General features: G+C 67.3%; 17 protein-coding genes. 10 read left to right on the top strand and 7 right to left on the bottom strand.

Translation table 11 applies throughout. The features are described from left to right. Positions 1-214: 214 nt before the first annotated feature. Positions 215-2,314 carry an ATP-dependent DNA helicase DinG gene (gene dinG / locus RA164_RS01970; RefSeq protein ID WP_329742308.1) on the top strand — a complete coding sequence of 700 codons (2,100 nt, stop codon included), beginning with the start codon at positions 215-217 and terminating at the stop codon, positions 2,312-2,314. Between the two features lie 54 nt (positions 2,315-2,368). Beyond that, the gene (locus RA164_RS01965) at positions 2,369-2,923 is read left to right on the top strand and encodes a HutD/Ves family protein (protein ID WP_329742307.1); all 555 of its coding nucleotides are present in this window, start codon (positions 2,369-2,371) and stop codon (positions 2,921-2,923) included. Positions 2,924-3,240: 317 nt separating this feature from the next. Here RA164_RS01965 and RA164_RS01960 read toward each other — a convergent pair whose 3' ends face one another. Together RA164_RS01960 and RA164_RS01955 are read right to left on the bottom strand one after the other, a co-directional pair. Then, positions 3,241-4,305: an IS30 family transposase gene (locus RA164_RS01960; protein ID WP_329742306.1), complete on the bottom strand. Its 1,065-nt coding sequence runs from the start codon at positions 4,303-4,305 to the stop codon at positions 3,241-3,243. Between the two features lie 229 nt (positions 4,306-4,534). Beyond that, complete coding sequence (locus tag RA164_RS01955) at positions 4,535-7,654, bottom strand: WD40/YVTN/BNR-like repeat-containing protein (protein ID WP_329742305.1); 3,120 nt, start codon at positions 7,652-7,654, stop codon at positions 4,535-4,537. A gap of 220 nt (positions 7,655-7,874) precedes the next feature. Between RA164_RS01955 and RA164_RS01950 the strand changes: the two genes are divergently transcribed. The 6 genes from RA164_RS01950 to RA164_RS01925 all read left to right on the top strand — a co-directional run bounded on the left by RA164_RS01950 (position 7,875) and on the right by RA164_RS01925 (position 15,563). Beyond that, positions 7,875-10,085 (top strand): TonB-dependent receptor family protein, encoded by a 2,211-nt coding sequence (locus RA164_RS01950; RefSeq protein WP_329742304.1) that lies wholly within the window; start codon positions 7,875-7,877, stop codon positions 10,083-10,085. Positions 10,086-10,235: 150 nt separating this feature from the next. Further along, positions 10,236-13,466 (top strand): WD40/YVTN/BNR-like repeat-containing protein, encoded by a 3,231-nt coding sequence (locus tag RA164_RS01945; protein WP_329742303.1) that lies wholly within the window; start codon positions 10,236-10,238, stop codon positions 13,464-13,466. 128 nt (positions 13,467-13,594) lie between these two features. After that, positions 13,595-14,173, top strand: a complete 579-nt coding sequence (locus RA164_RS01940; RefSeq protein WP_329742302.1) for an NnrU family protein — start codon at positions 13,595-13,597, stop codon at positions 14,171-14,173. Between the two features lie 93 nt (positions 14,174-14,266). Then, a complete protein-coding gene (locus tag RA164_RS01935; RefSeq protein WP_329742301.1) occupies positions 14,267-14,464 on the top strand; it encodes a hypothetical protein in 198 nt (65 codons plus the stop codon). Between the two features lie 72 nt (positions 14,465-14,536). After that, positions 14,537-15,094, top strand: a complete 558-nt coding sequence (locus RA164_RS01930; RefSeq protein WP_329742300.1) for a lipocalin family protein — start codon at positions 14,537-14,539, stop codon at positions 15,092-15,094. Positions 15,095-15,161: 67 nt separating this feature from the next. Beyond that, a complete protein-coding gene (locus RA164_RS01925; protein ID WP_329742299.1) occupies positions 15,162-15,563 on the top strand; it encodes a YchJ family protein in 402 nt (133 codons plus the stop codon). Positions 15,564-15,592: 29 nt separating this feature from the next. On the opposite strand, the gene RA164_RS01920 is transcribed toward RA164_RS01925, so the two are convergent. The 3 genes from RA164_RS01920 to RA164_RS01910 all read right to left on the bottom strand — a co-directional run bounded on the left by RA164_RS01920 (position 15,593) and on the right by RA164_RS01910 (position 18,634). Continuing rightward, complete coding sequence (locus RA164_RS01920) at positions 15,593-16,375, bottom strand: NRDE family protein (RefSeq protein WP_329742298.1); 783 nt, start codon at positions 16,373-16,375, stop codon at positions 15,593-15,595. A 135-nt stretch (positions 16,376-16,510) separates the two neighbouring features. Continuing rightward, positions 16,511-17,383, bottom strand: coding sequence for a methylglyoxal synthase (locus RA164_RS01915; protein WP_329742297.1), 873 nt, complete (start codon positions 17,381-17,383; stop codon positions 16,511-16,513). A 21-nt stretch (positions 17,384-17,404) separates the two neighbouring features. Further along, positions 17,405-18,634: a nucleoside recognition domain-containing protein gene (locus RA164_RS01910; protein WP_329742296.1), complete on the bottom strand. Its 1,230-nt coding sequence runs from the start codon at positions 18,632-18,634 to the stop codon at positions 17,405-17,407. 136 nt (positions 18,635-18,770) lie between these two features. Between RA164_RS01910 and RA164_RS01905 the strand changes: the two genes are divergently transcribed. Continuing rightward, entirely contained in the window at positions 18,771-19,949 is a 1,179-nt protein-coding gene (locus tag RA164_RS01905; RefSeq protein WP_329742295.1) for a murein hydrolase activator EnvC family protein, read from the top strand. A 116-nt stretch (positions 19,950-20,065) separates the two neighbouring features. Continuing rightward, complete coding sequence (locus RA164_RS01900) at positions 20,066-21,421, top strand: S41 family peptidase (protein ID WP_329742294.1); 1,356 nt, start codon at positions 20,066-20,068, stop codon at positions 21,419-21,421. Between the two features lie 46 nt (positions 21,422-21,467). Here RA164_RS01900 and tatC read toward each other — a convergent pair whose 3' ends face one another. Then, positions 21,468-22,241, bottom strand: a complete 774-nt coding sequence (gene tatC, locus RA164_RS01895) for a twin-arginine translocase subunit TatC (protein WP_329742293.1) — start codon at positions 22,239-22,241, stop codon at positions 21,468-21,470. Further along, positions 22,234-22,659, bottom strand: a complete 426-nt coding sequence (tatB, locus tag RA164_RS01890) for a Sec-independent protein translocase protein TatB (protein ID WP_329742292.1) — start codon at positions 22,657-22,659, stop codon at positions 22,234-22,236. Before tatB ends, tatC begins: the two co-directional genes overlap by 8 nt. Between the last annotated feature and the right edge of the window lie 10 nt (positions 22,660-22,669).

Below are 22,669 nucleotides of genomic sequence, written 5' to 3'. Positions count from 1 at the left end.
CCCCGGTTCCACGACACCTCCCATGTCGTTTGTCCCTGGCCTTATCGGCCGCGCCGGGAAAAACCGAATGTCCCGGCCGCAGCTCGTACAGGCCCGGCTAAAATAACCCGATTCCCGCGCAGCTGCGCGAAATCCATGTTTTTGCCCTGTCCGCCGGCCATGCTCCATGACCGACGGCACGCGAAACCGCTGAACAGGCCGCCCTGACGCCCCGATGCTGACCGACACCACCAAGGACGCCATCCGCGCCACCTACACCCGTCTGAAGGAAGGCCTGCCCGGCTTCCGCCCCCGCGCCGCGCAGGGACGGATGATCGCCGAGGTCGCCAAGACCCTCGCGCAGGAGGGCGGGGCCGCCGTGATCGAGGCCCCCACCGGCACCGGCAAATCGATGGCCTACCTGCTCGCCGGCCATGCGGTGGCGCGGGCGCACAAGAAAAAGCTGCTGATCGCCACCGCTACAGTTGCCCTGCAGGAACAGCTGGTAGAGCGCGATATTCCGCTCTACCTGAAACTCAGCGGCATCGAGGCCAAGGTCGCGCTGGCCAAGGGCATGGGCCGTTACCTGTGCCTGCGCAACCTGCACATGGCGGCCAACGGCCTGAACGAACCGGCCCAGCTCGGCCTGGGCCTCGACAACGACCTGGCGCTGTGGGCCAGGCCGCCCGCCGAGCGCGACAAGCAGGCCCTGGCGCGGCTCGCCGCCGCCTTCGACCGCAACGAATGGGATGGCGACATGGACAGTGCGCCGGCGCCGGTGAGCGACCTGCTGCGGCCGATGATCACCACCACCTCGGGCGGCTGCACCGGCCGCCGCTGCGCGCATTTCATGATCTGCCCGCTGTTCGCCGCGCGCCGTGCCATCGGCGATGCCGACATCGTGGTTGCCAACCAGGACCTGGTGCTGGCCGACCTCACCATGCCCAGCGGCCAGGACGGTTTCGGCGGCGTGATCCTGCCCAAACCAGAGGAAACCCTGTACGTGTTCGACGAGGGCCACCACGTGCCGGGCAAGGCGGTGGACCGGGGCGCATCCGAAGTGTTCATGACCGCCACCGTGCGCCAGCTCAGCCGGCTCGGACGCCAGGTGCATGCCGCCTACTCGCTCACCGACAAGGAAGTGCTGGGCAAGCTCGCGCTGGACGCCGGCGACGCCCGGCTGCAGGAACTGAGCGACGCGCTGGAGGAACTGGAAAAGATCATCCGTCTTGCCTGGATACCCGATCCGGGCGAGGCCGAACCCGTCTATCGCGGCTCGCTGGGCCAGCTGCCCGACGCCTGGGTTGAACAGGCGCGCCTGCTCAACCTGCTGACCGGCGAGGTGCAGCGCTGGCTGGTCGCGGTGCGCCGCGCGGTGGTGGAAATGAGCGACGGCGGCCCGACCCAGGAAGCACTGTCGCGCGAGCTGGGCATGGCGCTGGAACGCATCGGGCGCCAGCTCGGCACCTGGCACGCATGGAGCCACGACGACCACGAGGACGCGCCACCGATGGCGCGCTGGGTCAGCCTGGCCGGCGACCAGCAGCTGGTCTGTCATGCCTCGTCGGTATCCGCCGCCGGCCTGCTGCGGCAAGTGCTGTGGGGCAACGCCAGTGCGGTGGTGATGACCTCGGCCACGCTCAGCGCGGGCGGCAATTTCCGCAACTTCGCCAATGCGGTCGGCCTGCCGGACGAGGCCATCACGATCAGCCTGCCCTCGCCGTTCGACCTCGGCGCACAGGCCCGCCTGGAAGTGCCGCTGATGCGTGCGATGCCGGACGCGCGCGAAGAGCATGCGCAGGAGATCAGCGACTGGCTGGATACCCACCTCGACTGGAACGCCGGCAACCTGGTGCTGTTCACCTCGCGCGCCAAGCTCGACCGGGTGCTGCAGAAACTGCCGATCGACAAGGTGCGCAAGGTGCGCGCGCAGGGCTCGCTGGGCAAGGCCCAGCTGATCGCCGAGCATCGTGCCGACGTCGAGGGCGGCAAGGGCAGCACCCTGTTCGGCCTGGCCAGCTTCGGCGAAGGCCTGGACCTGCCGGGCAAGCTTTGCGAGACGGTCGTGATCACCCAGCTGCCGTTCGCGGTGCCCACCGACCCGGTCGGCGCCACCTACGCCGAGTGGCTGGAATCACGCGGACGCAACCCGTTCCTGGAAGTGAGCGTGCCCGAGGCCACCCGCCTGCTGATCCAGTACTGCGGCCGACTGATCCGCAACGAGGACGACAGCGGCCGCATCGTGCTGCTGGACCGCCGTGTGATCACCAAGCGCTACGGCGCCGGCATGCTGCGCGCGCTGCCGCCGTTCGAGCGCCTGATCGAACATGCCTGATCGACCACGTCTGACCAGAACCAGCCCGACCCTCGCGCACACCCGGCCAAGCCCATGATCATCCGCTCGCACGACCGCCCCGCCACCCCCTGGAAGAACGGGCAGGGACGCACCCGTGAACTTGCCACCTGCCCGCCCGGTGCCGACATGGACAGCTTCCAGTGGCGGGTCAGCGTGGCCGAAGTGGACAGCGCGGCACCGTTCTCCACCTTCCCCGGCGTCGACCGCTGCATCGTGCTGCTCGATGGCGCCGGGTTCATCATGACCCTGGACGACGAACGCCAGCACGCGCTGCTCACCCCGTTCGTACCCTTCGCCTTCCCCGGCGAAGCCAAGGTAAGCGTGACCCTGGCCGGCGGCGCCACCCGCGACTTCAACCTGATGCTTCGCCGCCACGCCGTGCGCGGCAGCGTCGAGGTGTGGCGCGATGCAGACCCGCATGTCGTCGACGCCACGGTCGCACTGGTCTACTGCGCCCACGGCACGCTGGCTTGCGCCGAGGGCGAACTGCACGCGGGCGATGCCTGGTTGCCGGGTGATGATCGCCGGATGACATGGCAACAAGGTACGGTCGTGTTGGTGGTTCGGGTCGAGGTGGTGGGCGGCTGAGCCGCGTATCTGGGGTTCGTGGGCGCTTCGGCGACAGGAATCGGTGGCGTTGTCTGGTTGAGTGGTCTTTTGATGTGTGGGCTTGTCGCAAGGGACAGCATGGTTTCGGGTCGCTGCGGCAGTGCGCTGTCGTTCGGGTCCCTGGGCGGCGGTGCGGCGGGGTCGACAAGTCCGCGCAGGGACGTTGCCAGGGACGGCAGCGCCTTTTCGTCCGGGCAGGAGCCCGGTCGAAAAGCCCGGCCACGACGCACGGACTTGGCGGACAGCATGCCCACCAAGCGCAGCCCTGGGGTGGCCTCTCTTTAGGCTAGGCGGTGTCAATCTAGAAGTGCACCATCGATGGCATCGGCCAGATCATCTCTGCCCATGGCACGGATGAACATTTCTGCAGGGCAGTGGTAATCGAGAGTGGCACGTGGCCGGAGGTTCATGCGTCGGGCGATCGCGTCGAGCTGCTTCTGGCTGTAGACCGACAAGTCCGTACCTTTAGGCAGGTATTGGCGCAGCAGGCCATTGGTGTTCTCGCAGATGCCGCGTTGCCAAGGGCTACGTGGGTCGGCGAAGTAGATCGCTAATCCAGTGCGCTCCGATAGCGTCCGGTAGAGCGCCATTTCCTTGCCCTGATCGTAAGTCAGCGTCTGGCGCAGTTCCGGTGGCAGCGGCCGGAATGCGCGGCTGAAGCCTTTCAGCGCATCCTCCGCCGAACACCCCTCCATCTTCACCAGCTTCAGGAAACGTGTCCGACGATCCACCAGTACGCCCACCGAGGATCGGTTACGGGCGCCTTTGATGAAGTCGCCTTCCCAGTGGCCGGGCAACAGCCGTTCATTGGCTTCGAGTGGACGATCATGAATGCTCGGCAAGTCGTGCATCCGGCCGCGCCGGTTCGCACCCTGACCACGCGGCCGACGCGCACATTTGTGCTGCCGCAGAAGTGCGACCAGGCCCCGCCGCAGTTCGCCGCGTGGCGCGGCATAGATCGCGGTGTAGATCGTCTCGTGCGACACGTGCTTGGCTCGCTCATCCGGGTGATGACGCCGCAGTGTGCGACTCACCTGTTGAGGTGACCAGCCCTTGCCCAGCAAGCGGCGCACGAGGCACCACAGCTGACCGTCCCGCCGCAATTTGCGCTCGCGCCGCGGCTTACGTGCCAGGCGCCGGGCGCGTTGGCCGGCTCGACTGGCGTCGTAGCTCAACCTTGGCCGACCCATCCGAGGCAGGACGGACGGTTCCTGGTGACCATTGCGAGCCAGCTCCCGCGAAATCGTGCTGGGTGAGCGACCCAGCATCAGGGCGAGCTGCCGGGCACTCTCCCCCCGAGCCTTGCCGACCATGATCGCGCCCCGTTCTTCGGCGCTCAGATGTCCATAGTGCTGACCCATGCATCACCTTGTCGTGGGGTGGTGCACTTGATCATAGAAACCGCCTTACTTTTCTCTGGCCATGCAGAGAAAAGTGACTCGACCGCCGGCAGGCGGTCGAAACCGCTCTACCCATAACCTCAAATCCCAGCGGCCGAACAACCCGACAAACAGCGATCCAGCGATACCCGAAACCCTCTCCCGTTACGGGAGAGGGTTCGAAAGACCTCAGATCAGGACATGCCTGACTTCAGAGCGAGATCGGCTTTTCGCCCTTGCTCTTGAGCGAGGCATTGAGTGCAGCGAGATCGTGCTGCTTCAGGCCCTGCCATTCGCCCAGCGTCGCGGCCAGGGTCTTGGACAGCTCGGCGTACGAAGTACGTGCATCGGGGCTGGGATCGGCATCGGCACCGTCGACAGCCATGCCCAATTTGTACAGGTCGATCGACAGCGCGCGCAGGCTGTCAGTGCGCTGCGGCGGTGCGCCCATCGAGTTGCGCGGGTCGACGTGCAACGGCACGCCGGACAGCAGCGAGACCTTGTCGAGCAGTGCGGTGATCCGGGTGCGGGTGTCGGCATCGGCATGCGCCTGGCGCGCCAGCAGTGCCTTGACCAGCTGCCCGGCATCGCCGGTGGCATGCGACGCCTGTGCCTGTGCGGCTTCCACCTTGCGGGCCAGTTCGAACTCACGCACGAACGCGGCCTGCGAAAGCTTCACCCGCGGATCCGGCTTGAGCTTCAGCGGCTGGCGATAGCTGTGGCCATCCACATGCAGCACCACGGTGTACTCGCCCGGCGGAGCCCACACACCGTCCTTGGCGGGCCCGCGCATACCCACTTCGCCCATCGCCGCGTAACGCAGGTCCCACACGAAACGATGCATGCCGGGCGTGGTGTAGAGCGGGATCGGCACATGGACCCATTCCGGCGCATAGGCGAGCTTGGCCGGGTCGAGCGACGGCGGCTTGGTTGCGCTGCTGTAGCTGCGCACCATGTGACCCTGCGCATCGAGAATGCTCAGCGTCACCGGCCCCTTCACGCCCTTGGGCAGAACGTAGTCGATCATCGCGCCGTCAGGCGGGTTGGCCGCCATCGGCTCGTCCTTGGGCATCGGCGTACCGGTGAAGCCCGCCGGACGCACGCGGATCGCGGTGGCCGGCCGGAACAGGGTGACCGCATTCGTGCCGACGCCGTTCATCTGCCGGAGTGCGGTGACGTCGTCCATGATCCAGAAGCCGCGACCATGGGTGGCGATGACCAGGTCGTTCTGGTGCACGTCGATGTCGCGCACCGAGGTGACCGGCAGGTTCTGCTGCAGCGGCTGCCACTGTGCGCCATCGTCGAAGGAAACATACACGCCCTTCTCGGTACCGGCATACAGCAGGCCCTTGCGCACCGGGTCCTCGCGTACCACGTTGACGAAGCTGCCGTGCGGGATGCCGTGGTCGATCCGGGTCCAGTGCTTGCCGCCGTCCTCGGTGCGGTAGATGTACGGCGCATCGTCGCCGAGACGGTGACGGTCGATGGCCAGATAGGCCACCTGCGCGCTGAAGTGCGACAGCTCGATGCCGCCGACCTTCGACCACGGCGTCAGGGCCGCCGGCGTCACGTTGGTCCAGTGCGCACCGTTGTCGTCGGTCTTCCACACCAGGCCATCATCGGTACCCACCCACAGCGTCTTCGCGCTGAGCGGCGAGGGCTCGATGGTGTAGATCACGCCTCGACGCTTGCTGACATGGTTGTCGTCGGCCGCGGTGACCGGATCCAGATTGGACGGCACACCGGCGTCCTCGCGGGTCAGGTCGGGGCTGATCGGCGCCCAGTGGTCACCACCGTCGGACGTGCGGAACAGGCGTTGGTTGGCGAAGTACAGCACCTTGGTGTCGCGCTTGGAGAAGGTCAGCGGCAGGGTCCACGCGCCGCGATAGTGCGCGGCGGGATAGGCCAGCGTGGGATCGACGTCGCGTACCTGGCCGGTATGCCGGTCCAGCTTGTCCACGGTGCCGCCGTAGATGATGTCCGGATCGTCCGGATCGGGCGCGATCATGCCGCTCTCGCCGCCGGGCTGGATCTCGTGGAACTGTTCCATGGTGATGCCGTCGCCGTCACTGGTGCGGCTGGGCAGGGCCACTGCGCCAGAGTCCTGCTGCGCGCCATAGACCCAGTACGGGAAGCGGTTGTCGGTGCTGACGTGGTAGATCTGCGCGGTCGGCTGGTTGTACCAGCTGCTCCAGGTCTTGCCGCCGTTGAGCGTGATCAGGGTGCCCTGGTCGACGCCCAGGATCTGCCGGTTCGAGTCGGTCGGGTCGATCCACATGGTGTGGAAATCGTCGCCGGTGGGGTCGCCCTTCAATGCGATGAAGTGCTTGCCGCCGTCATCGGAGCGCAACACGATGGTGTTCATCACGTAGACGCGGTTGGCGTTCTTCGGGTCGACGGTGAGGTGGCAAAAATACCAGCCACGCTGCCAGATGCGCTGGTCACCGGTCACGTGTTGCCAGTGCACGCCGCCATCATCGGAGCGGTACAGACCACCCTCGCCCTTCGACGCGTCGACCAGCGCATAGACCCGGCCGGGATCACTCGGCGCCGTGGCGATGCCGATGCGCCCCGGGTTTGCCGGGAACCCGTTGCCCGTCACCTGGCTCCAGTGGCTGCCACCGTCGTGCGACACGTACAGGCCGCTGCCCGGACCATTGGAGGGCGGATAGACATTCCACGGCGGCCGGCGGGTCTGCCACAGCGCCGCATAGATGGTGTTCGGATCGCCGGGCTTGAACGTCAGGTCGATCGCGCCGGTGTTGTCGTTCTTGAACAGCACCTTGGTCCAGGTCTTGCCGCCGTCGGTGCTGCGGAACACGCCGCGTTGCGCATTCGGACCATAGGCGTGGCCAAGCGCGGCGACGAACACCACATTCGGATTGTGCGGATCGACCAGGATATGCCCGATGTGGTGGGTGTCGTCGAGGCCGATGTGGGTCCAGCTCTTGCCGCCATCGACCGACTTGTACATGCCGTTGCCCTGGGCGATGTCCGAGCGCATATCGGCTTCGCCGGTGCCCACGTAGATCACCTTCGGATCGGACGGCGCCACCGCCAGCGCACCGATCGAACCCACCGGCTCCTTGTCGAAGATCGGCTGCCAGGTGCGGCCGGCATCGTGGGTCGCCCAGACACCACCGTCGACGGCACCGAAGTAGAAGTCGCGGTTGTTGCCCGGAATACCGCTGACCGCAAGCACGCGACCACCGCGGAACGGACCGATCAGGCGCCAGTGCAGGCCCTGGTAAAGCGACGGCGATACCGCCGCGTGGGCGGCAAGCGCGGCAGACATGCCGAGCGTGAACATGGCGAGACGACGCAAACGCATAGACTGGCTTCCCCTGGATCTTGAGGCGTGGAGGTGCGGAAATGCCGTGCCGGTGCGGATGATGTTGCTCCTGGGGATACGCGCAACCGGCAGGCCTACGAACAACCATACCCCATGAATGCGGATCGACCGAATATGGCCGCCTAGACGTATGGCATATGACGACGACCCCGCCAATGGGCGATAAGGAGAGGTTGCACCCCATATCCCCGGACCACCCATGATGGCCCTGCGCCGATCGATTCTTCCCGCCGCGCTGGCGACAGCCCTGTTCCCCCTGGCCACCATGGCATCGCCGCAGCCGCAACAGGACGGCAGCATCACCCACACCAGCACCGACAACTCCACGACCGCCACCCACGCCACCGACCTGCCCCGTATCGACGTGCACGGCGGCTACGACTGGCGCAAGTACGTGAAGGCCAAGCTGGTGCATCAGATGCCCGAAGTCGACGGCACCCTGATCACGGTCACCAAGAAAACCACGGTCACCCACCTGGACCGCCAGCCCACGGTGATCGGCAACAACCTCGACCAGGTGCTGGCACGCACCCCCGGAATACTGGTGTCCGAGCAACCGACGCCGACCCAGTTCAACCTCAGCTACCGCGGCATCGGCAACCCGCAGGAATCGGAATTCGTGCTGGTGATGCAGGACGGCATTCCGCTGGAAGGCGACTGGATCGGCTTCCCCACGCTGTACGCCTTCCCGATGACGCAGAGCCTGTCGCAGGTGCAGCTGATCCGTGGCGGCTCCAGCCTGCTGTACGGTCCCGAGCCGGCACCGGTGATCAACCTGGTGTCGAAGCGGCCCAAGCCCGGCACGCCGCTGCGTGCCACCACCGAGCAGGTCGTCGGTGAGCACGGCTTGTACTCCACCTACAACGACATCGAGGGCAGCGAGGGCGACTGGGCCTTCCGCGCCGATGCCGGCTACGTGCACAGCGACGGCACCCGCAGGAACGATGGCTCGCAGAACCGCCAGGCCGACCTGTATCTGGGCTACCAGCCCGCCAAGGGCCAACTGTGGTGGCTGGACCTGCACGCGATCAGCGCGGTGTCCGGCGATCCCGGCCGGCTCAGCTACACGCAATGGCAGCGGGACCCGCGTACCGTCACCACGCCCTACAACCGCGACTGGGTCAACCGCTACCAGCTGGTGCTGGGCCATTCGCGCGACTTCGGCCAGGACTGGCACCTGGACGCCAAGCTGTGGTTCACCTACCAGGACCTGGGCAGCCGCAGCGCCAACGCCTCGCTGCCGTCGGCACCGCCACCGAGCAGCACCACGCTGCAGGACGAGCAGTTCCGCACCATCGGCACCGACGTGCGCCTGCGTCATTCGTGGGGCCACGGCAACGCCTTCAGCGTGGGCGCCGTACTGTTCCACGGGGACGACCCGTTCCGCCAGTGGACCAGCACCGACCTCAGCGTCGACCGCGGCAACCGCACCGGCACGCCGCGACTGGTACAGGCACGTTCGTCCGACTACGCCTCGGTGTTCGCCGAGAACGTGTTCCGCCTGCCGCACGAGATCCACATCGTGCCGTCGGTGCGACTGGAACACGAGCGCATTGCGGTGGACGAGTCGGTGAAGCCGTCGTTCCTGTCGCGTCCGCTGATCCACGAAGCCGACACCCGCAGCGTGCCGCTGTTCGGCCTGGGCATCGGCAATGACTTCGGTCACGGCAACGAAACCTACCTCAACGTTTCCGAAGGCTGGCGCCCGCTGCGCTACTTCGACATCGCCTCGCCATTCAGCAACCTGGTGCCTGGCCACGCGGCGGCGCTGTCCAAGTCGCTGGCCTGGGAAGCCGGCGTGCACGGCGTGCCGCTGACCGGCCTGTACTACGACGTGAGCCTGTTCTGGATCAACTTCCGCAACCGGCTCGAGACGCAGTATCTCAACGCGGTCGACGTGATCGAGGTGAACACCGGCGACACCCGTCACCGCGGCCTCGAAGGCCAGCTGAACTACGACTTCTTCGCACCGACCGCACTCGCCGCGCGCGGCGAGCACCTGGAAGCCTTCGTCAACGCCAGCCTGCTCAATGCCCGGTTCGTCCACAGCAGCATTGCCGGCCAGGTCGGCAAGGTACCGGCGTTCTCGCCGCGCTACCTGATCAAGACCGGCGTGACCTGGCGCAACCCGCGGGTCAAGCTCAGCCTTACCGCGGTGTCTTCCGCGGCGCAGTACTGGCAGGATTCCGACCAGTCCTACGGCAGCGGCAGCACCTGGCTGCCGGCGCGGATTCCCGCCTACACGGTGGTGGACCTGGCCTCGGACTGGACGCTCAACCGGTCGGTGCGCCTGCTGGGAGGCATCAGCAATCTGGGCAATCGGCGATACTACGATCGCGTCTGGCAGCACGGGCTGGAACCTGCCGTCGGACGCACTTGGTATACCGGTGTCGCCCTGTCGTTCGAGTAATCCGTTGCGGCACAGGGAAGTGACGCGAGTGACCGGACGCGGGAGCGTGCGGTCGATGATGGCGGCGCCGTGCGCCGCCGAACCGGGCATCGGTCGCGGGGGCGACCGGCCCGGCCTTTGCCGCCGTTGCGCAATCCAGCTGGAGTTGCCATGACTACACGTTCCCTGCTCCGTCCCGTCGCCCTGATCGCCGGGGCATGCCTGCTCGCCTCGATGCCGCTGCTGGCGCAGGCGCCGCCACCCGTACCGTCCAGCGTGACCCATGGCCTGGAATGGCGCCTGATCGGCCCGTTCCGTGGCGGCTGGGCCACCGTGGCCGCCGGCGACCCGGCCGCGCCGGCCGTGTTCTATATCGGCACCGCCGGCGGCGGCGTGTGGAAGACCAACGACGCCGGACGCACCTGGCAACCCATGTTCAACAAGGAACCGGCAGCCTCGATCGGCGCACTCGCCGTGGCGCCATCCGACCCCAGCGTGATCTACGCGGGCACCGGCCAGGTCGCCGCGCGCTATGACGTGGCCTCCGGCGACGGCGTGTACCGCTCCGACAACGGCGGCAAGACCTGGACCCATGTCGGCCTGGACAAGACCCGCCACATCGGCGCGATCCTGGTCGACCCGCACCATCCCGACACCGTGCTGGTCGGCGCGCTGGGCCACTACTTCGGCCCCAACCACCAGCGCGGCGTGTTCCGCTCCACCGACGGCGGCAAGACCTGGACCCAGACGCTGTCGATCAACGACAACACCGGCGTGGTCGACCTGGCCGCCGACCCGGCCAATCCGAAGATCGTCTACGCGGCCGCCTGGCAGGTGCGCAACTACCCGTGGTTGTCGTATTTCCAGCCCAACGCGGGGCCGGGCAGCGGCGTCTACAAATCGGTCGACGGCGGCATCACCTGGAAGCGCCTCGGCGGCCACGGCTGGCCGACCGGCCAGCTGGCCCGCATCGGCCTGGCCACCGCGCGCGGCAACCGCGTCTATGCGGTGGTGAACGATGCCGGCGACCCGGCCCAGAGCGGCATGTACCGCTCCGACGATGGCGGCAAGACCTGGCACGCGGAGAGCCACGCCGGCTGGCTGCCGAACGACTATTTCAGCCGCATCACCACCGACCCGACCGACCCTGACCGGGTCTACTCGGCGGGCCAGTCGATCCGCCGCTCCGACGACGGCGGCAAGACCTGGCACGTGTTCAAGGGCGCCCCGGGCGGCGACGACTACCACTACCTGTGGATCGACCCGCGCAATACGCAGCGCATGATCACCGCCAGCGACCAGGGCGCGGTGGTCACCCTCAACGGCGGCCAGACCTGGAGCAGTTGGTACAACCAGCCCACCGCCCAGCTGTATCACCTGGCGGCCGACAACCGCTTCCCGTACTGGATCTACGCTGGCCAGCAGGACTCGGGCACCGTCGGCATCGCCAGCCGCAGCGACTACGGCTCGATCTCGTACCGCGACTGGCGCCCGGTCGGCGGCGACGAACGCGACTACGACCTGCCCGATCCGGCCAACCCGGACATCGTGTTCGGCTCCGGCCTCGGCGGCCGCGTGTCGCGTTGGAACCGCATCACCGGCGTCGTGCAGAACGTCTCGCCGTGGCCGATCAGCAGCTATGGCGAACGGCCGACCGACTTCAAGTACCACTACACCTGGATCACCCCGATCGCGTTCTCGGCCAAGCCGCCGTACGCGCTCTACCTCGGCGCCCAGGTGCTGTTCCGCACTACCGACCAGGGCAAGCACTGGAATGTGATCAGCCCGCCGCTCAACGGCAAGACCGCCAAGCCGGAACACTGCAACGGCAACCCCACGCCGAAGCAGGCGTTCGATTGCGGCTATGGCGTGATCTACAGCATTGCGCCTTCGCCGCTGGACAACGACGAGATCTGGATCGGTACCGACAACGGCCTGATCCAGCTGACCCGCGATGGCGGCAAGAGCTGGCACAACATCACGCCCAAGGGCCTGCCGTTATGGGCGCGAATCGACTCGATCGACGTCTCCGCGCTGCACCCCGGCACCGCCTACGCGGCGGTCGACAACCATCGGCAGGACGACTACAGGCCGCTGGTCTATCGCACCACCGACTATGGCGTGCACTGGACCAACATCACCTCGAACCTGCCGCCGCACGACTTCGTGAGCGTGGTGCGCGCCGATCCGAAGCGGGCCGGGCTGCTGTACGCCGGCACCAATCACGGCGTATTCGTCTCGTTCGACGACGGCGGCCGCTGGCAGTCGCTGCAGCGCAACCTGCCCACCGCCTGGGTGCGCGACCTGCTGGTGCACGGTGACGACCTGATCGCCGGCACCCAGGGCCGTGCGATCTGGATCCTCGACGATGTGACCCCACTGCGCCAGGCCACCGCGGCGATCGCCCGCGAACCGGCGCACCTGTACACCCCCGCGCCCGCCGTGCGCGTGCGCGCCAACGAGAACCGCGACACGCCACTGCCGCCGGACACCCCGCTGGGCAAGAACCCGCCGGCCGGCGCAATCATCGACTACCAGCTCGGCCACGCCGCGAAGGGACCGGTGACCCTGGCGATCTACGACAGCAAGGGCGCGCTGGTACGTCGCTTCTCCAGTGCCGACAAGCCCGCTGAGCGTCCCGCCAACCGCTACTTCCTGAAGGGCTGGCTGGGCAGGCCGCAGACGCTGGGCACCAGCGCCGGCGCGCACCGCTTCGTGTGGGATCTGCATTATCCGCGCCCGCAGGCACTGCGGTATGGCTACAGCATCGCCGCCACCTGGGACAGCGACACGCCGCTGACCCCCGAGGGCTCGCTGGTGCTGCCCGGCACCTACCAGGTAGTGCTCACGGTCGACGGCAAGCAGTACCGCGCGCCGTTGCAGGTGGTGCCCGATCCGCGCCAGAAGCTGGACACGGCCGCGCTGACCGAAGCCCTCGACTTCTCGCGCCAGATCGGCGGCACGCTGCAGACGATCTGGCAGAACGACGGGCAGATCCAGGTCGTGCGCAAGCAGCTGCTGGCGCGTCAGGCCAGCCTGGGCGACAGCTCGTCGCACAAGGCGCTGCACGACGCGGTGGCCGCGCTGCTGGCGAAGACCAAACCGCTGATCAGCGGCAGCGGTGACCGCACCATCAACCTGGCCGCGTTGAACGACGCCCTGACCGGCATCGCCACCGACGTGGAAGGCGCCGACCGCGCTCCGACCGCCGGACAGCATGCGACGTACGCCGAGTGCCAGGCCAACCTGAAGCGAGCCGTCGCCATGTGGAACTCGCTGCGCGACGGCGAGCTCGTCCAGCTCGATGCCTCGCTGCGCAAGGCGGGCCTGCAAGCCATCCAGGTGCCAGCACTGGCCAAGGCGCATGCCGATCTGCCGGTGGCGTCGGAAGACCGGCCGTGACGATGTCTTGACCGCAACGTCCACGTCGCCCCGCCTCGCGCGGGGCGACGTGCATTGGCGCCCGGGATTTCCGCAATCACCACCCGACCTGCCTATACTCGGTGCAGTCGCCGTCACCGGAGTCCGTCATGTGGATGCTGATCCTGGGCCTGCTGATCTTTCTTGGCCTGCACTCTGTACGCATCTTCGCCGACGGCTGGCGCACACGGCAGATCGCACGGCTGGGCCCGCTGCGCTGGAAGGCGGTTTACTCGGTGCTGGCGATCGCCGGGTTCGTATTGATCTGCTGGGGTTTCGGGCTGGCCCGCCAGCATCCGGTGCTGCTGTATGCGCCGCCGGCCTGGCTGCGCCACCTCAATGCACTGTTCACCCTGGTCGCCTTCGTACTGCTGGCCGCGGCACGGGTACCGCGCAACCATTTCAAGGAGAAACTGCATCACCCGCAGACCCTGGCCGTGAAGACGTGGGCCTTCGGTCACCTGCTGGCCATCGGCATGCTGCGCGACGTGGTGCTGTTCGGCGCTTTTCTGCTCTGGAGCGTGGTGCTGTACGCCGTGGCGCGCCGGCGCGATCGCCGCGAGGGCATCGTGTATGCCGAAGGCACGATCCGTGGCGACATCATCGCGTGCGTCATCGGCGCCGTGCTGTGGGCGCTGTTCGCGTTCTGGCTGCATGAGCTGCTGATCGGCGTGAACCCGATATCCTGACAGGCCGGATATCCCGACAGGAATGACTGATGCCACCTGCGGGCGGCTGCGGCTTGCGCTACAGTTCGCGCATTCACTCCGCGAGGTCGTGCCATGGTTGCCTTCCTGCTCTGGATGCTCCTGCTGCTGTTCTGCTGGCCGCTGGCCCTGCTGGCGCTGGTGCTGTATCCGATCGTGTGGCTGGTATGCCTTCCGCTGCGGCTGGTGGGCATCACGGTGGGCGCCGTGTTCGCCTTCCTCGGTGCCGTGCTGATGCTGCCTGCACGCGTGCTTCGCGGCCGCCCCGCCTGATCCTTCCCGCGGCTTGACGGCAGCTTCATGCCACAGGGAGTGTCATGACGACCATTGCAGCCGGGATGCACCATGCGACCACGCAACGAACGATGGGAACCCACCAGGCCGACCACCGAGACGGTCGCAGCGCCCACCGCCTCGCAGCCGATAGAGGCGATCGCCCGGCTCAGCCTCGAGCAGCTTGCCGGTACCTGGCATGAAATCGCGCAGCTGCCGGGTTCGTTCGGCCTGACCCATGATGGCGTCGCCATCCTGCAGTTCGAGCGTGGCGGCGATCAGACGCTGACCCTGGTCCGTCGCCCGATCGAAAACACCACGGGCAAGGTCCGGGTTCGACGCTGCATCATGAACCGCCCGAAGCCGGGCAACGAGCCCGCCCAGTTCCGGCTGCGCTCGGCCCCGGACTGGCTGGCCTGGCTGCCGTCGGTGTGGAGCGACTGCTGGGTCATCGCGCTGGACGTCAAGGCCGGCTGGGCCATGCTGGCCGATCCGGAGAAGCGGAGTCTGTGCCTGCTGTCGCGCGAGCCGCGCATGCAACGCGAGCTTTTCGACACGCTGAAGGGCCGGGTCAGGCACATGGGCTTCGATCTGGCCCCGCTGGTCGTTTCGCCCTTCCGCGCCGGCTGAAACGGGGTGCTTGCATTCGGGCATCCGTCGGCGACGATGGTGTCCTCCTTTACCTGCGGAACCCGGCGTGCGTAGCGAGCCATCTCCCGAACCCTGTACCTGCGGCCAGCCGGCCGGTTATGCCGCATGCTGCGGCCCCCTGCACGAAGGCGGTATCGCAGCCAACGCCGCGGCGCTGATGCGTTCGCGCTACAGCGCCTATGTGCTCAAGCGCGAGGACTACCTGCTGTCCACCTGGCATGCGGATACCCGCCCCGCGCAACTGGACCTGGCCCGGCAAGAACCCGAACCCCACTGGCTGGGACTCGATGTGAAACGTCACGAAGAACATGGCGACGAAGCCATCGTGGAATTCGTCGCACGCCTGCGCTACGGCGGCGGCAAGGCCCAACGCATGCATGAGGTCAGCCGCTTCGTGCGCGAGAGCGGACGCTGGTTCTACGTGGACGGGGAATTCCCGGACGATTGATCCGGACCACGCACGGCCAGCGACCAGACTCAGGTATCCAGCCGGTCCGGCATCGAAGCGAATTCGATCCCGGTCTGGCCCTCGAAACGGCCGTCCGGCCCGAAGCGGCGCTCGACGATGCGGCCACGGCCATCGTGGCCGATCGCCACCACCGTCGACGCGCGCGTGCCGTAGCTGTCGCCGCGAATGAAGGCCGACGACAGCCAGCGTTCGCGCTCCAGCCCTACGCCGGTGTCGGGAAGCACATCATCCGCGGCCTGCTGCTCGTCGGCCAGCGCATCGAACAGCGGTGCGAAATCGGTCTCGCCACCGGCATCGATCCAGGCCTGCAGCCGTCGCATCAACGCACTGGTCTTCGGCCACGGCGTATTGAAGTCGGCGTTGGAAAGACCATGCACGCCCACGCCGACCGGCAATGCCTCGGGCCCGGGCCGGTTGCCCAGATAGAACGCATCGTGCGCATCGAAGATCAGCAGGTTGAACGGTCGATAATCGGCGGCACGGTTCGACAGCTCGGCAGCATGCGTATCGGCAGCTGCGGTTCCCGCGAGATAGTCCGTTGCCAGTAGTCCACGCGACGCGCCGACCTGCGGATCGCGTGGATCGCGCACATTGGTAACCACCGCGCAGCGCCCGGCAGACCCCACGCCCAGCCAGGTTCCGCCGGCCTCCAGATCGCGGCCGCCCACAATCGGCAGGTCATTCCAGCGCGCCAGCGCCGCGCTGGGCCGCGCATGGGACTCGTCGCGGTTGCCCGCCAGCAGGAGGCGCCAGCGCGGATGGGCATTCCAGGCGAAAGCGATCAGACACATGAAGTCAGACCATGCTGCTGAGGTGCGCACCGAGTCGGGACATCACAAGCCACGACATTCCCGCCCACCGGCGCGCACTGACTGAAAAACATCGCCCTACCCCCGATTTTCTCTCGCTCCTCACTCCTCATTGCCTCACTTCCCGCTTCTCACAGATGCCGCTTCGGCCCAGCGCGCGGCGACCCGTGGTGAAGTGATGCAGGCAGTCGTGTCGGTGCGCGTGGTCACCGCGCGTTCCAGCAACTGGATGTCCGCCTCGTGCTGGCGCGCCACGTGCGGGTCCTCGAAGAAGATCGCACGCTGGCAACGCCGCTCCAGCACCAGGTCGGCAATCTGCGCGTCGCCGCCCATCGGCCCGCTCTGGTAACGGTGCACCCAGGGCTTGTCCTGCGGCCAGCCGCGACTCCAGGCCAGTTCGTTGAGACGCTGCCCGGTGGTGCCGGTGGCAACCCGCCGGGCAAAGCGCGAGAGCAGGTCGAAGTGCTCGCCCGCATAGGCCAGCATCTGCGGCTTCAGCGCATCGTGGGAAATCAGCGCCAGGGTCTGCTCCTCCAGCGTATGCAGGTTGTCGGCGCCCGGGTCCGGCGCAAACCCGGCGTGGATGCGCTCCATCTCCACCCAGTCGCGGGCCGAGGCCACGGTGGAAACGAACGGCTTGCCGTGGATCACGCACTGCCGCTTGAGCGCCACCGCCTCGGGAAAGATCGAGGAGGGGTCCACCGGATCGATCAGGTAGATCGCACCGTCCAGCGTACGAGCGTCGTCGTCCAGCCCGACTACCTCGGCCACCAGCTTCATCAGTCCGCCCTCGCGACCATAGGGATAACGGCGCAGCGGCGCATAGCCGGACAGCATGCCGACGCGCTGGATCGCATCGTAGGTGCGCCCCACTGCATGCAGCCCCAGCTGCAGCTCGCGGATGCCCCCTTCGCAGGCACGCAGCCAGCGGAACAGAGCACCTTCCTCGTGGCTGTGGTGAAGCTGGTTGGCAGCCAGGCCCATACGCATCGTGTTCGTCTCCCAGATGATTCAGCCGAAGAACCAGTAGCACACGCCGATCGAAGCCAGCACCCCGGCCAGATCGGCCAGCAGCGCACACCCCACCGTGTGCCGCACGCGGCGGATGCCCACCGCACCGTAATACACCGCCACCACATAGAAGGTGGTCTCGGTACTGCCCTGGACGGTGGCCGCGAGCAGCGCCGGAAAGCTGTCGACGCCGGAGTGGTGCATCGTCTCGATCAGCATGGCACGTGCCGCACTGCCGGAAAACGGCTTGACCAGCGCGGTGGGCAGGGCATCGACAAAGCGCGTGTCCAGGCCCGCATGCGCCACCAGCCAGCGGATGCCGTCCAGCGCGAAGCCCAGCGCACCGGACGCGCGCAGCACGCCGACGGCGCACAGCATGGCGACCAGGTACGGCAACAGGTCCTTCGCCACTTCGAAACCTTGCCGCGCGCCTTCCACGAAGCTCTCGAACAACGGCACTTTCCGGTACGCGCCCACGCCCACGAACAGCACGATCACGCCGAACAGCAGTGCATTGCCCAGCAGTCCCGACAACGAAGCCAGCGCGGCCGCACTCAACGACGCCAGCAGCGCGATGAACCCGCCCAGCAGCAGCACCCCACTGCCCAGCCAGGCCAGCACCACCGGGTCCCATAGCTTCAGGCGCTGCATCCAGGCCACGCTCAGGAAACCGACCAGCGTCGATGCGCTGGTCGCCAGCAGAATCGGCAGAAACACCAGCGTGGGATCGTGCGCGCCAGCCTGCGCGCGGTACATGAAAATCGTCATCGGCAGCAGGGTCAGCGACGAGGCATTCAGCACCAGGAACAGGATCTGGGCATTGCTGGCGGTGGTGTCGGAGGGGTTCAGCGTCTGCAGCTCGCGCATCGCACGCAGGCCGATCGGCGTGGCCGCGTTTTCCATGCCCAGCGCGTTCGCGGCGAAATTCAGCGTGATCAGGCCCACCGCGGGATGCCCGCGCGGCACTTCCGGCATCAGCCGGGCGAACAACGGCCCCAGCAGGCGCGCCATGCCGCTGACCAGCCCGGCCTGCTCGGCGATGCGCAGGAACCCCAGCCACAGGGTGAGCGTGCCGAACAGCAGCACCATCACCTTGACCGACAGGTCGGCCATGTTGAACAGCGCCGCGACAATGGCGGCGAAGACACCCTCGTCGCCACCGAACAACCAGCGCGAGAGCGCGGCGGCGGCGGCGGCAAGGAAAAAGCCGAGCCACAGGCGATTCAGCATGCGCGGTTCGGAAAGGCATGAATGGTCATGCCTGCATTCTCGACGACATCGCCCGCCACGGCCAGCTTCCGCATCCTGCGACCGGCATCATCCCCGGCGTCTCGCAGCGAAGTGCCTGCTCGGACATAATCCGGGGATGCCGACACTTGCATCGATCCGCCCGACCGGACTGGTCCTCGCCACCCTGCTCGCCTGTGCCCTGCCTGCCGCGCCGTCGCCGGCACGGCAAGCCGACTCGACCCGCAGCGAACAGGCCCAGACCCAGAAGAAGCTGGCCGAAGTACGCGACCAGATGAAAGCGCTGGCACACCAGCAGGCACAGACCGCCGCGCGTCGGGACAGCGTCAATGCGGTGCTGGCCAGGCAGGCCAATGCCCTGGCCGCCGCGGCCCGCGCCGTGCGCCAGACCGATGCCAAGATCGCCGCCACCCAGCAGCAGCTGGCCCAGCTGCAACAACAGCAGCAGCAGTTGCAGCAGAAGCTGCACGACCAGCGCGCCGCCATCGCCGCGCTGCTGCGTGCCACCTACGCGCTCGGTCGCGGCTCGGACCTGCGCCTGCTGCTGGGCGGCGAGGACGTTGCGCGGGTCAGCCGGGCGCTGGCCTACTCCCGATACTTCCAGCAGGACCGCGCGGCCAAGGTGCAGCAGCTGATGGGCGACCTGGCCAAGCTGCAGGACCTGCAGGCCTCGATCGCCACCCAGCAGCAGGCCCTGCAGGCCGAGCTCGCCAGCCGCCAGCAGCAAGCCCAGACGCTGCGCCAGCAACGCGCCGCCCAGCAGAAGCTGGCCCGGCAGGTCGACGCGCAATACAAGAACCAGGCGCAGCGGCTGGCGGCGATGAAGCAGAACGAGCAGTCGCTCAACCACCTGCTCGACAAACTGCAGCAGGCGATCGACGAAGCCGCCCGCAACGCCGCGCGGACCTTGAAGCCGGGCCAGCCCGGTGCGCACATCGCCAATATCCGCGGTGGCCTGCCCTGGCCGGCAGCCGGTCCGGTGCACAACTACGGCAATGGCGTGCTGATCGCCGCGCCCGCCGGCAGCCCGGTCCATGCGGTCGCGGCCGGCCGCGTCATCTACGCACACTACCTGCGCGGCTACGGCCTGCTGATCATCGTCAACCACGGCAATGGCTGGATGAGCATGTACGGCAACAACGAGACCCTGCTGCACAACGTGGGCGATACGGTACGCGCCGGCACCGTGCTGGGCACCGCCCTGCCCAGCACCAGTTCCAGTACCGGGGTGTATTTCGAACTGCGCCACAACCGCAAGCCGGTGGACCCGCGCGCGTGGCTGCGCCGGCAGCGTTGACGCAGCCGGCCCGCCATCGCAGGCTAGACGCATTGAATTTCGCCGTCATCTGACGGTCTCAACGCCGTTCCGTCCCCTTGTTTCACGGCGGTCCCCCTCGTTCGCGGAGTCGTTCCATGCGGTTTTCCCTTCCGACCCTGATCGCCCTGGCACTGGTGGCTCCGCTGGGGCATGCGCAGACAACGCCGGCCACGCAAGGCACGACGGCCACACCGGCTGCCGCCAGCAGTACCCAGGCGGCCGCTGACCAGGCCGAGATCGCCGACGTGCGGCGGTTCGCCCGCGTCTTCGAGATCGTGCGCCAGGCCTACGTGGAACCGGTCAGCAACAAGACCCTGATGAACGACGCGATCAAGGGTATGCTCAGCAACCTCGACCCGCACAGCGCCTACCTCGACAAGCAGGGCCTGCAGCAGCTGGACGAGGACACCAGCGGCCAGTACAGCGGGCTGGGCATCGAGGTGCTGGAAGACGACGGCGTACTGCGCATCATCAGCCCGATCGACGACACTCCCGCGGCGCGCGCGGGGATCAAGCCCGGCGACATCATCCTGAAGGTCAACGGCACGCTGGTCGACTCAGACAACATCGACCGGCTGTTCCAGGACCTGCGCGGCAAGCCGGGCAGCAAGATCACGCTCACCATCGTGCACCGCAGGAGCAACAAGCCGATCGACATGACGCTGACCCGGCAGCTGATCACCGTCAGCAGCGTCAAGGTACGCGAGCTGGAACCCGGCTACGCCTATATCCGCATCAGCCAGTTCCAGGAAGACACCGCACCCGACCTGGAAAAGAAACTCGGCGCCCTGATCGCCAAGCACGGTCCGCAGAAGGGTGCCATTCTGGACCTGCGCAACAACCCCGGTGGCCTGGTCACCGCGGCGGTGGCGGTCAGCGACGACTTTCTCAATTCGGGCACCATCGTCACCACCCGTGGCCGCCTGCGCGACGCCAACCTCAAGTTCACCGCGCATCCCGGTGACCTGCTCGACGGCGCGCCGATGATCGACCTGGTCAACAACGGCACCGCTTCCGCCGCCGAGATCGTGTCCGGCGCGCTGAAGGACAACCATCGCGCGCTGATCGTCGGCCAGCGCACCTTCGGTAAGGGCGTGGTGCAGACCGTGCTGCCGCTGGACGGCGACCATGCCGTGAAGATCACTACCGCCCGTTACTACACGCCGGACGGCACCTCGATCCAGGCCGAGGGCATCAAGCCCGATATTCCGCTTGGCGATGACCTGACCGTCCGGCAGGGCGACGCCCCGGCCGCACTGATCAACTCGGAAGCCGACCTGCCGCACCATCTGGCCAACCAGAATCCGAAGGCCGGCAGCAACATCGACAACGACGGCAGCTCGCAGAGCGCCAAGCTGGCGGTCAAGGACTACGAGCTGTCGCAGGCGCTGAACATCCTCAAGGGCCTGGCGCTGAACCACGCCGGCACGACGGCTCCGGCTGCGAAATAAACCATGCGACGGGCCCGCGGCGCCAGGGCGCTGCCGCGGGCACCGGTCAACCGGCGGCTTCCTCCGACTCCGGCTGCACCCTGGCCGGCACCAGCCAGCGCACCGCCAGCAGGCCCAGCTCGTAGAGCAGGCACATCGGAATCGCCAGCATCACCATCGAGGTGATGTCCGGCGGCGTGACCAGCGCGGCCACCGCGAAGGCACCGACGATGGCGTAACGGCGCGCGCCACGCAGCTTGGGCAGATCCACCACGCCCACCGCGGCCAGGATCACCACCGCCACCGGCACCTCGAAGCACAGGCCGAAGGCGAAGAACATCAGCATCACGAAGTCGAGGTAATGCGTGATGTCGGTCATCATTTCCACACCCTGCGGCGTCACCGCCGTGAGGAAACGGAACGCGGCCGGCAGCACCAGGAAATACGCGAACGCGCAACCCAGATAGAACAGCGCCAGCGCCGCGACCAGCAGCGGCCTCGCCAGACGCTTCTCGTGCTTGTACAGGCCAGGGCTGACGAAGGCCCAGAGCTGGTACAGGATCACCGGCATGCTGATGAACAGCGCGGCATAGAACGCCAGCTTCAGTGGCGTAAGGAAGGGACTGGTGACCTGGGTCGCGATGAGATGGGCGCCGTGCGGCAGGCGCTTCACCAGCGGCTCGGCCAGCGCCGCATAGAGCCGGTTGGCGAACGGCACCAGAGCCAGCAGCACCAGGATGACCGTGGCTGCCGCCTTGAGCAGGCGCGAGCGAAGTTCCAGCAGATGTGAGAACAGGCCCTGCTGGAGCTCGTCGGCAAAGCCGGATTCGGGTTCAGTCATGTGCCGGCTCCGTCCTGCCGCTGGCCGGCTCGCCCGACGGCAACGTGGCCTGGTGCGGGTCCACCGGGTCGGCCGGCGATTCGTCCTTCGCCACGACCGGGTCCGCCGACTTCATCATGGCAACGGCTGTCTCGACCGGCTCGCGTACCTGCCGCGTGCCCTCCATCACCTGCTGCTGCACCGCGCCGGCCTGTTCCTGCACGGCCTCGGCCTGCTTGGCCGCCTCGCGTGCGGCGCGACGGATCTCTTCGACTTCGAGCTCGCGTTCCACCTCGGCGCGCACGCTTTCCCAGCCATTGCGCATGCGGCGCAGTAGTGCGCCGGCGGTGCGTGCCGCGCCGGGCAACTTCTCGGGTCCGAGCACGATCAATGCGATCAGCGCCAGCAGGACCAGCTTGCCGAAGCTGATCTCGATCATCGCCTGCTCC

The organism is Dyella sp. A6 (assembly GCF_036320485.1).
In the GTDB taxonomy this organism is placed as follows: domain Bacteria; phylum Pseudomonadota; class Gammaproteobacteria; order Xanthomonadales; family Rhodanobacteraceae; genus Rhodanobacter_A; species Rhodanobacter_A aluminiiresistens.
This window is presented reverse-complemented; position numbering and strand designations above follow the sequence as displayed.

What these genes read in the sequence shown, in the direction of transcription:
- dinG (WP_329742308.1), top strand. Translation starts at nt 215, where the DNA reads ATGCTGACCGACACCACCAAGGACGCCATCCGCGCCACCTACACCCGT.
- RA164_RS01965 (WP_329742307.1), top strand. Translation starts at nt 2,369, where the DNA reads ATGATCATCCGCTCGCACGACCGCCCCGCCACCCCCTGGAAGAACGGG.
- RA164_RS01960 (WP_329742306.1), bottom strand. Translation starts at nt 4,305, where the DNA reads ATGGGTCAGCACTATGGACATCTGAGCGCCGAAGAACGGGGCGCGATC.
- RA164_RS01955 (WP_329742305.1), bottom strand. Translation starts at nt 7,654, where the DNA reads ATGCGTTTGCGTCGTCTCGCCATGTTCACGCTCGGCATGTCTGCCGCG.
- RA164_RS01950 (WP_329742304.1), top strand. Translation starts at nt 7,875, where the DNA reads ATGATGGCCCTGCGCCGATCGATTCTTCCCGCCGCGCTGGCGACAGCC.
- RA164_RS01945 (WP_329742303.1), top strand. Translation starts at nt 10,236, where the DNA reads ATGACTACACGTTCCCTGCTCCGTCCCGTCGCCCTGATCGCCGGGGCA.
- RA164_RS01940 (WP_329742302.1), top strand. Translation starts at nt 13,595, where the DNA reads ATGTGGATGCTGATCCTGGGCCTGCTGATCTTTCTTGGCCTGCACTCT.
- RA164_RS01935 (WP_329742301.1), top strand. Translation starts at nt 14,267, where the DNA reads ATGGTTGCCTTCCTGCTCTGGATGCTCCTGCTGCTGTTCTGCTGGCCG.
- RA164_RS01930 (WP_329742300.1), top strand. Translation starts at nt 14,537, where the DNA reads ATGCGACCACGCAACGAACGATGGGAACCCACCAGGCCGACCACCGAG.
- RA164_RS01920 (WP_329742298.1), bottom strand. Translation starts at nt 16,375, where the DNA reads ATGTGTCTGATCGCTTTCGCCTGGAATGCCCATCCGCGCTGGCGCCTC.
- RA164_RS01915 (WP_329742297.1), bottom strand. Translation starts at nt 17,383, where the DNA reads ATGCGTATGGGCCTGGCTGCCAACCAGCTTCACCACAGCCACGAGGAA.
- RA164_RS01910 (WP_329742296.1), bottom strand. Translation starts at nt 18,634, where the DNA reads ATGCTGAATCGCCTGTGGCTCGGCTTTTTCCTTGCCGCCGCCGCCGCC.
- RA164_RS01905 (WP_329742295.1), top strand. Translation starts at nt 18,771, where the DNA reads ATGCCGACACTTGCATCGATCCGCCCGACCGGACTGGTCCTCGCCACC.
- RA164_RS01900 (WP_329742294.1), top strand. Translation starts at nt 20,066, where the DNA reads ATGCGGTTTTCCCTTCCGACCCTGATCGCCCTGGCACTGGTGGCTCCG.
- tatC (WP_329742293.1), bottom strand. Translation starts at nt 22,241, where the DNA reads ATGACTGAACCCGAATCCGGCTTTGCCGACGAGCTCCAGCAGGGCCTG.
- tatB (WP_329742292.1), bottom strand. Translation starts at nt 22,659, where the DNA reads ATGATCGAGATCAGCTTCGGCAAGCTGGTCCTGCTGGCGCTGATCGCA.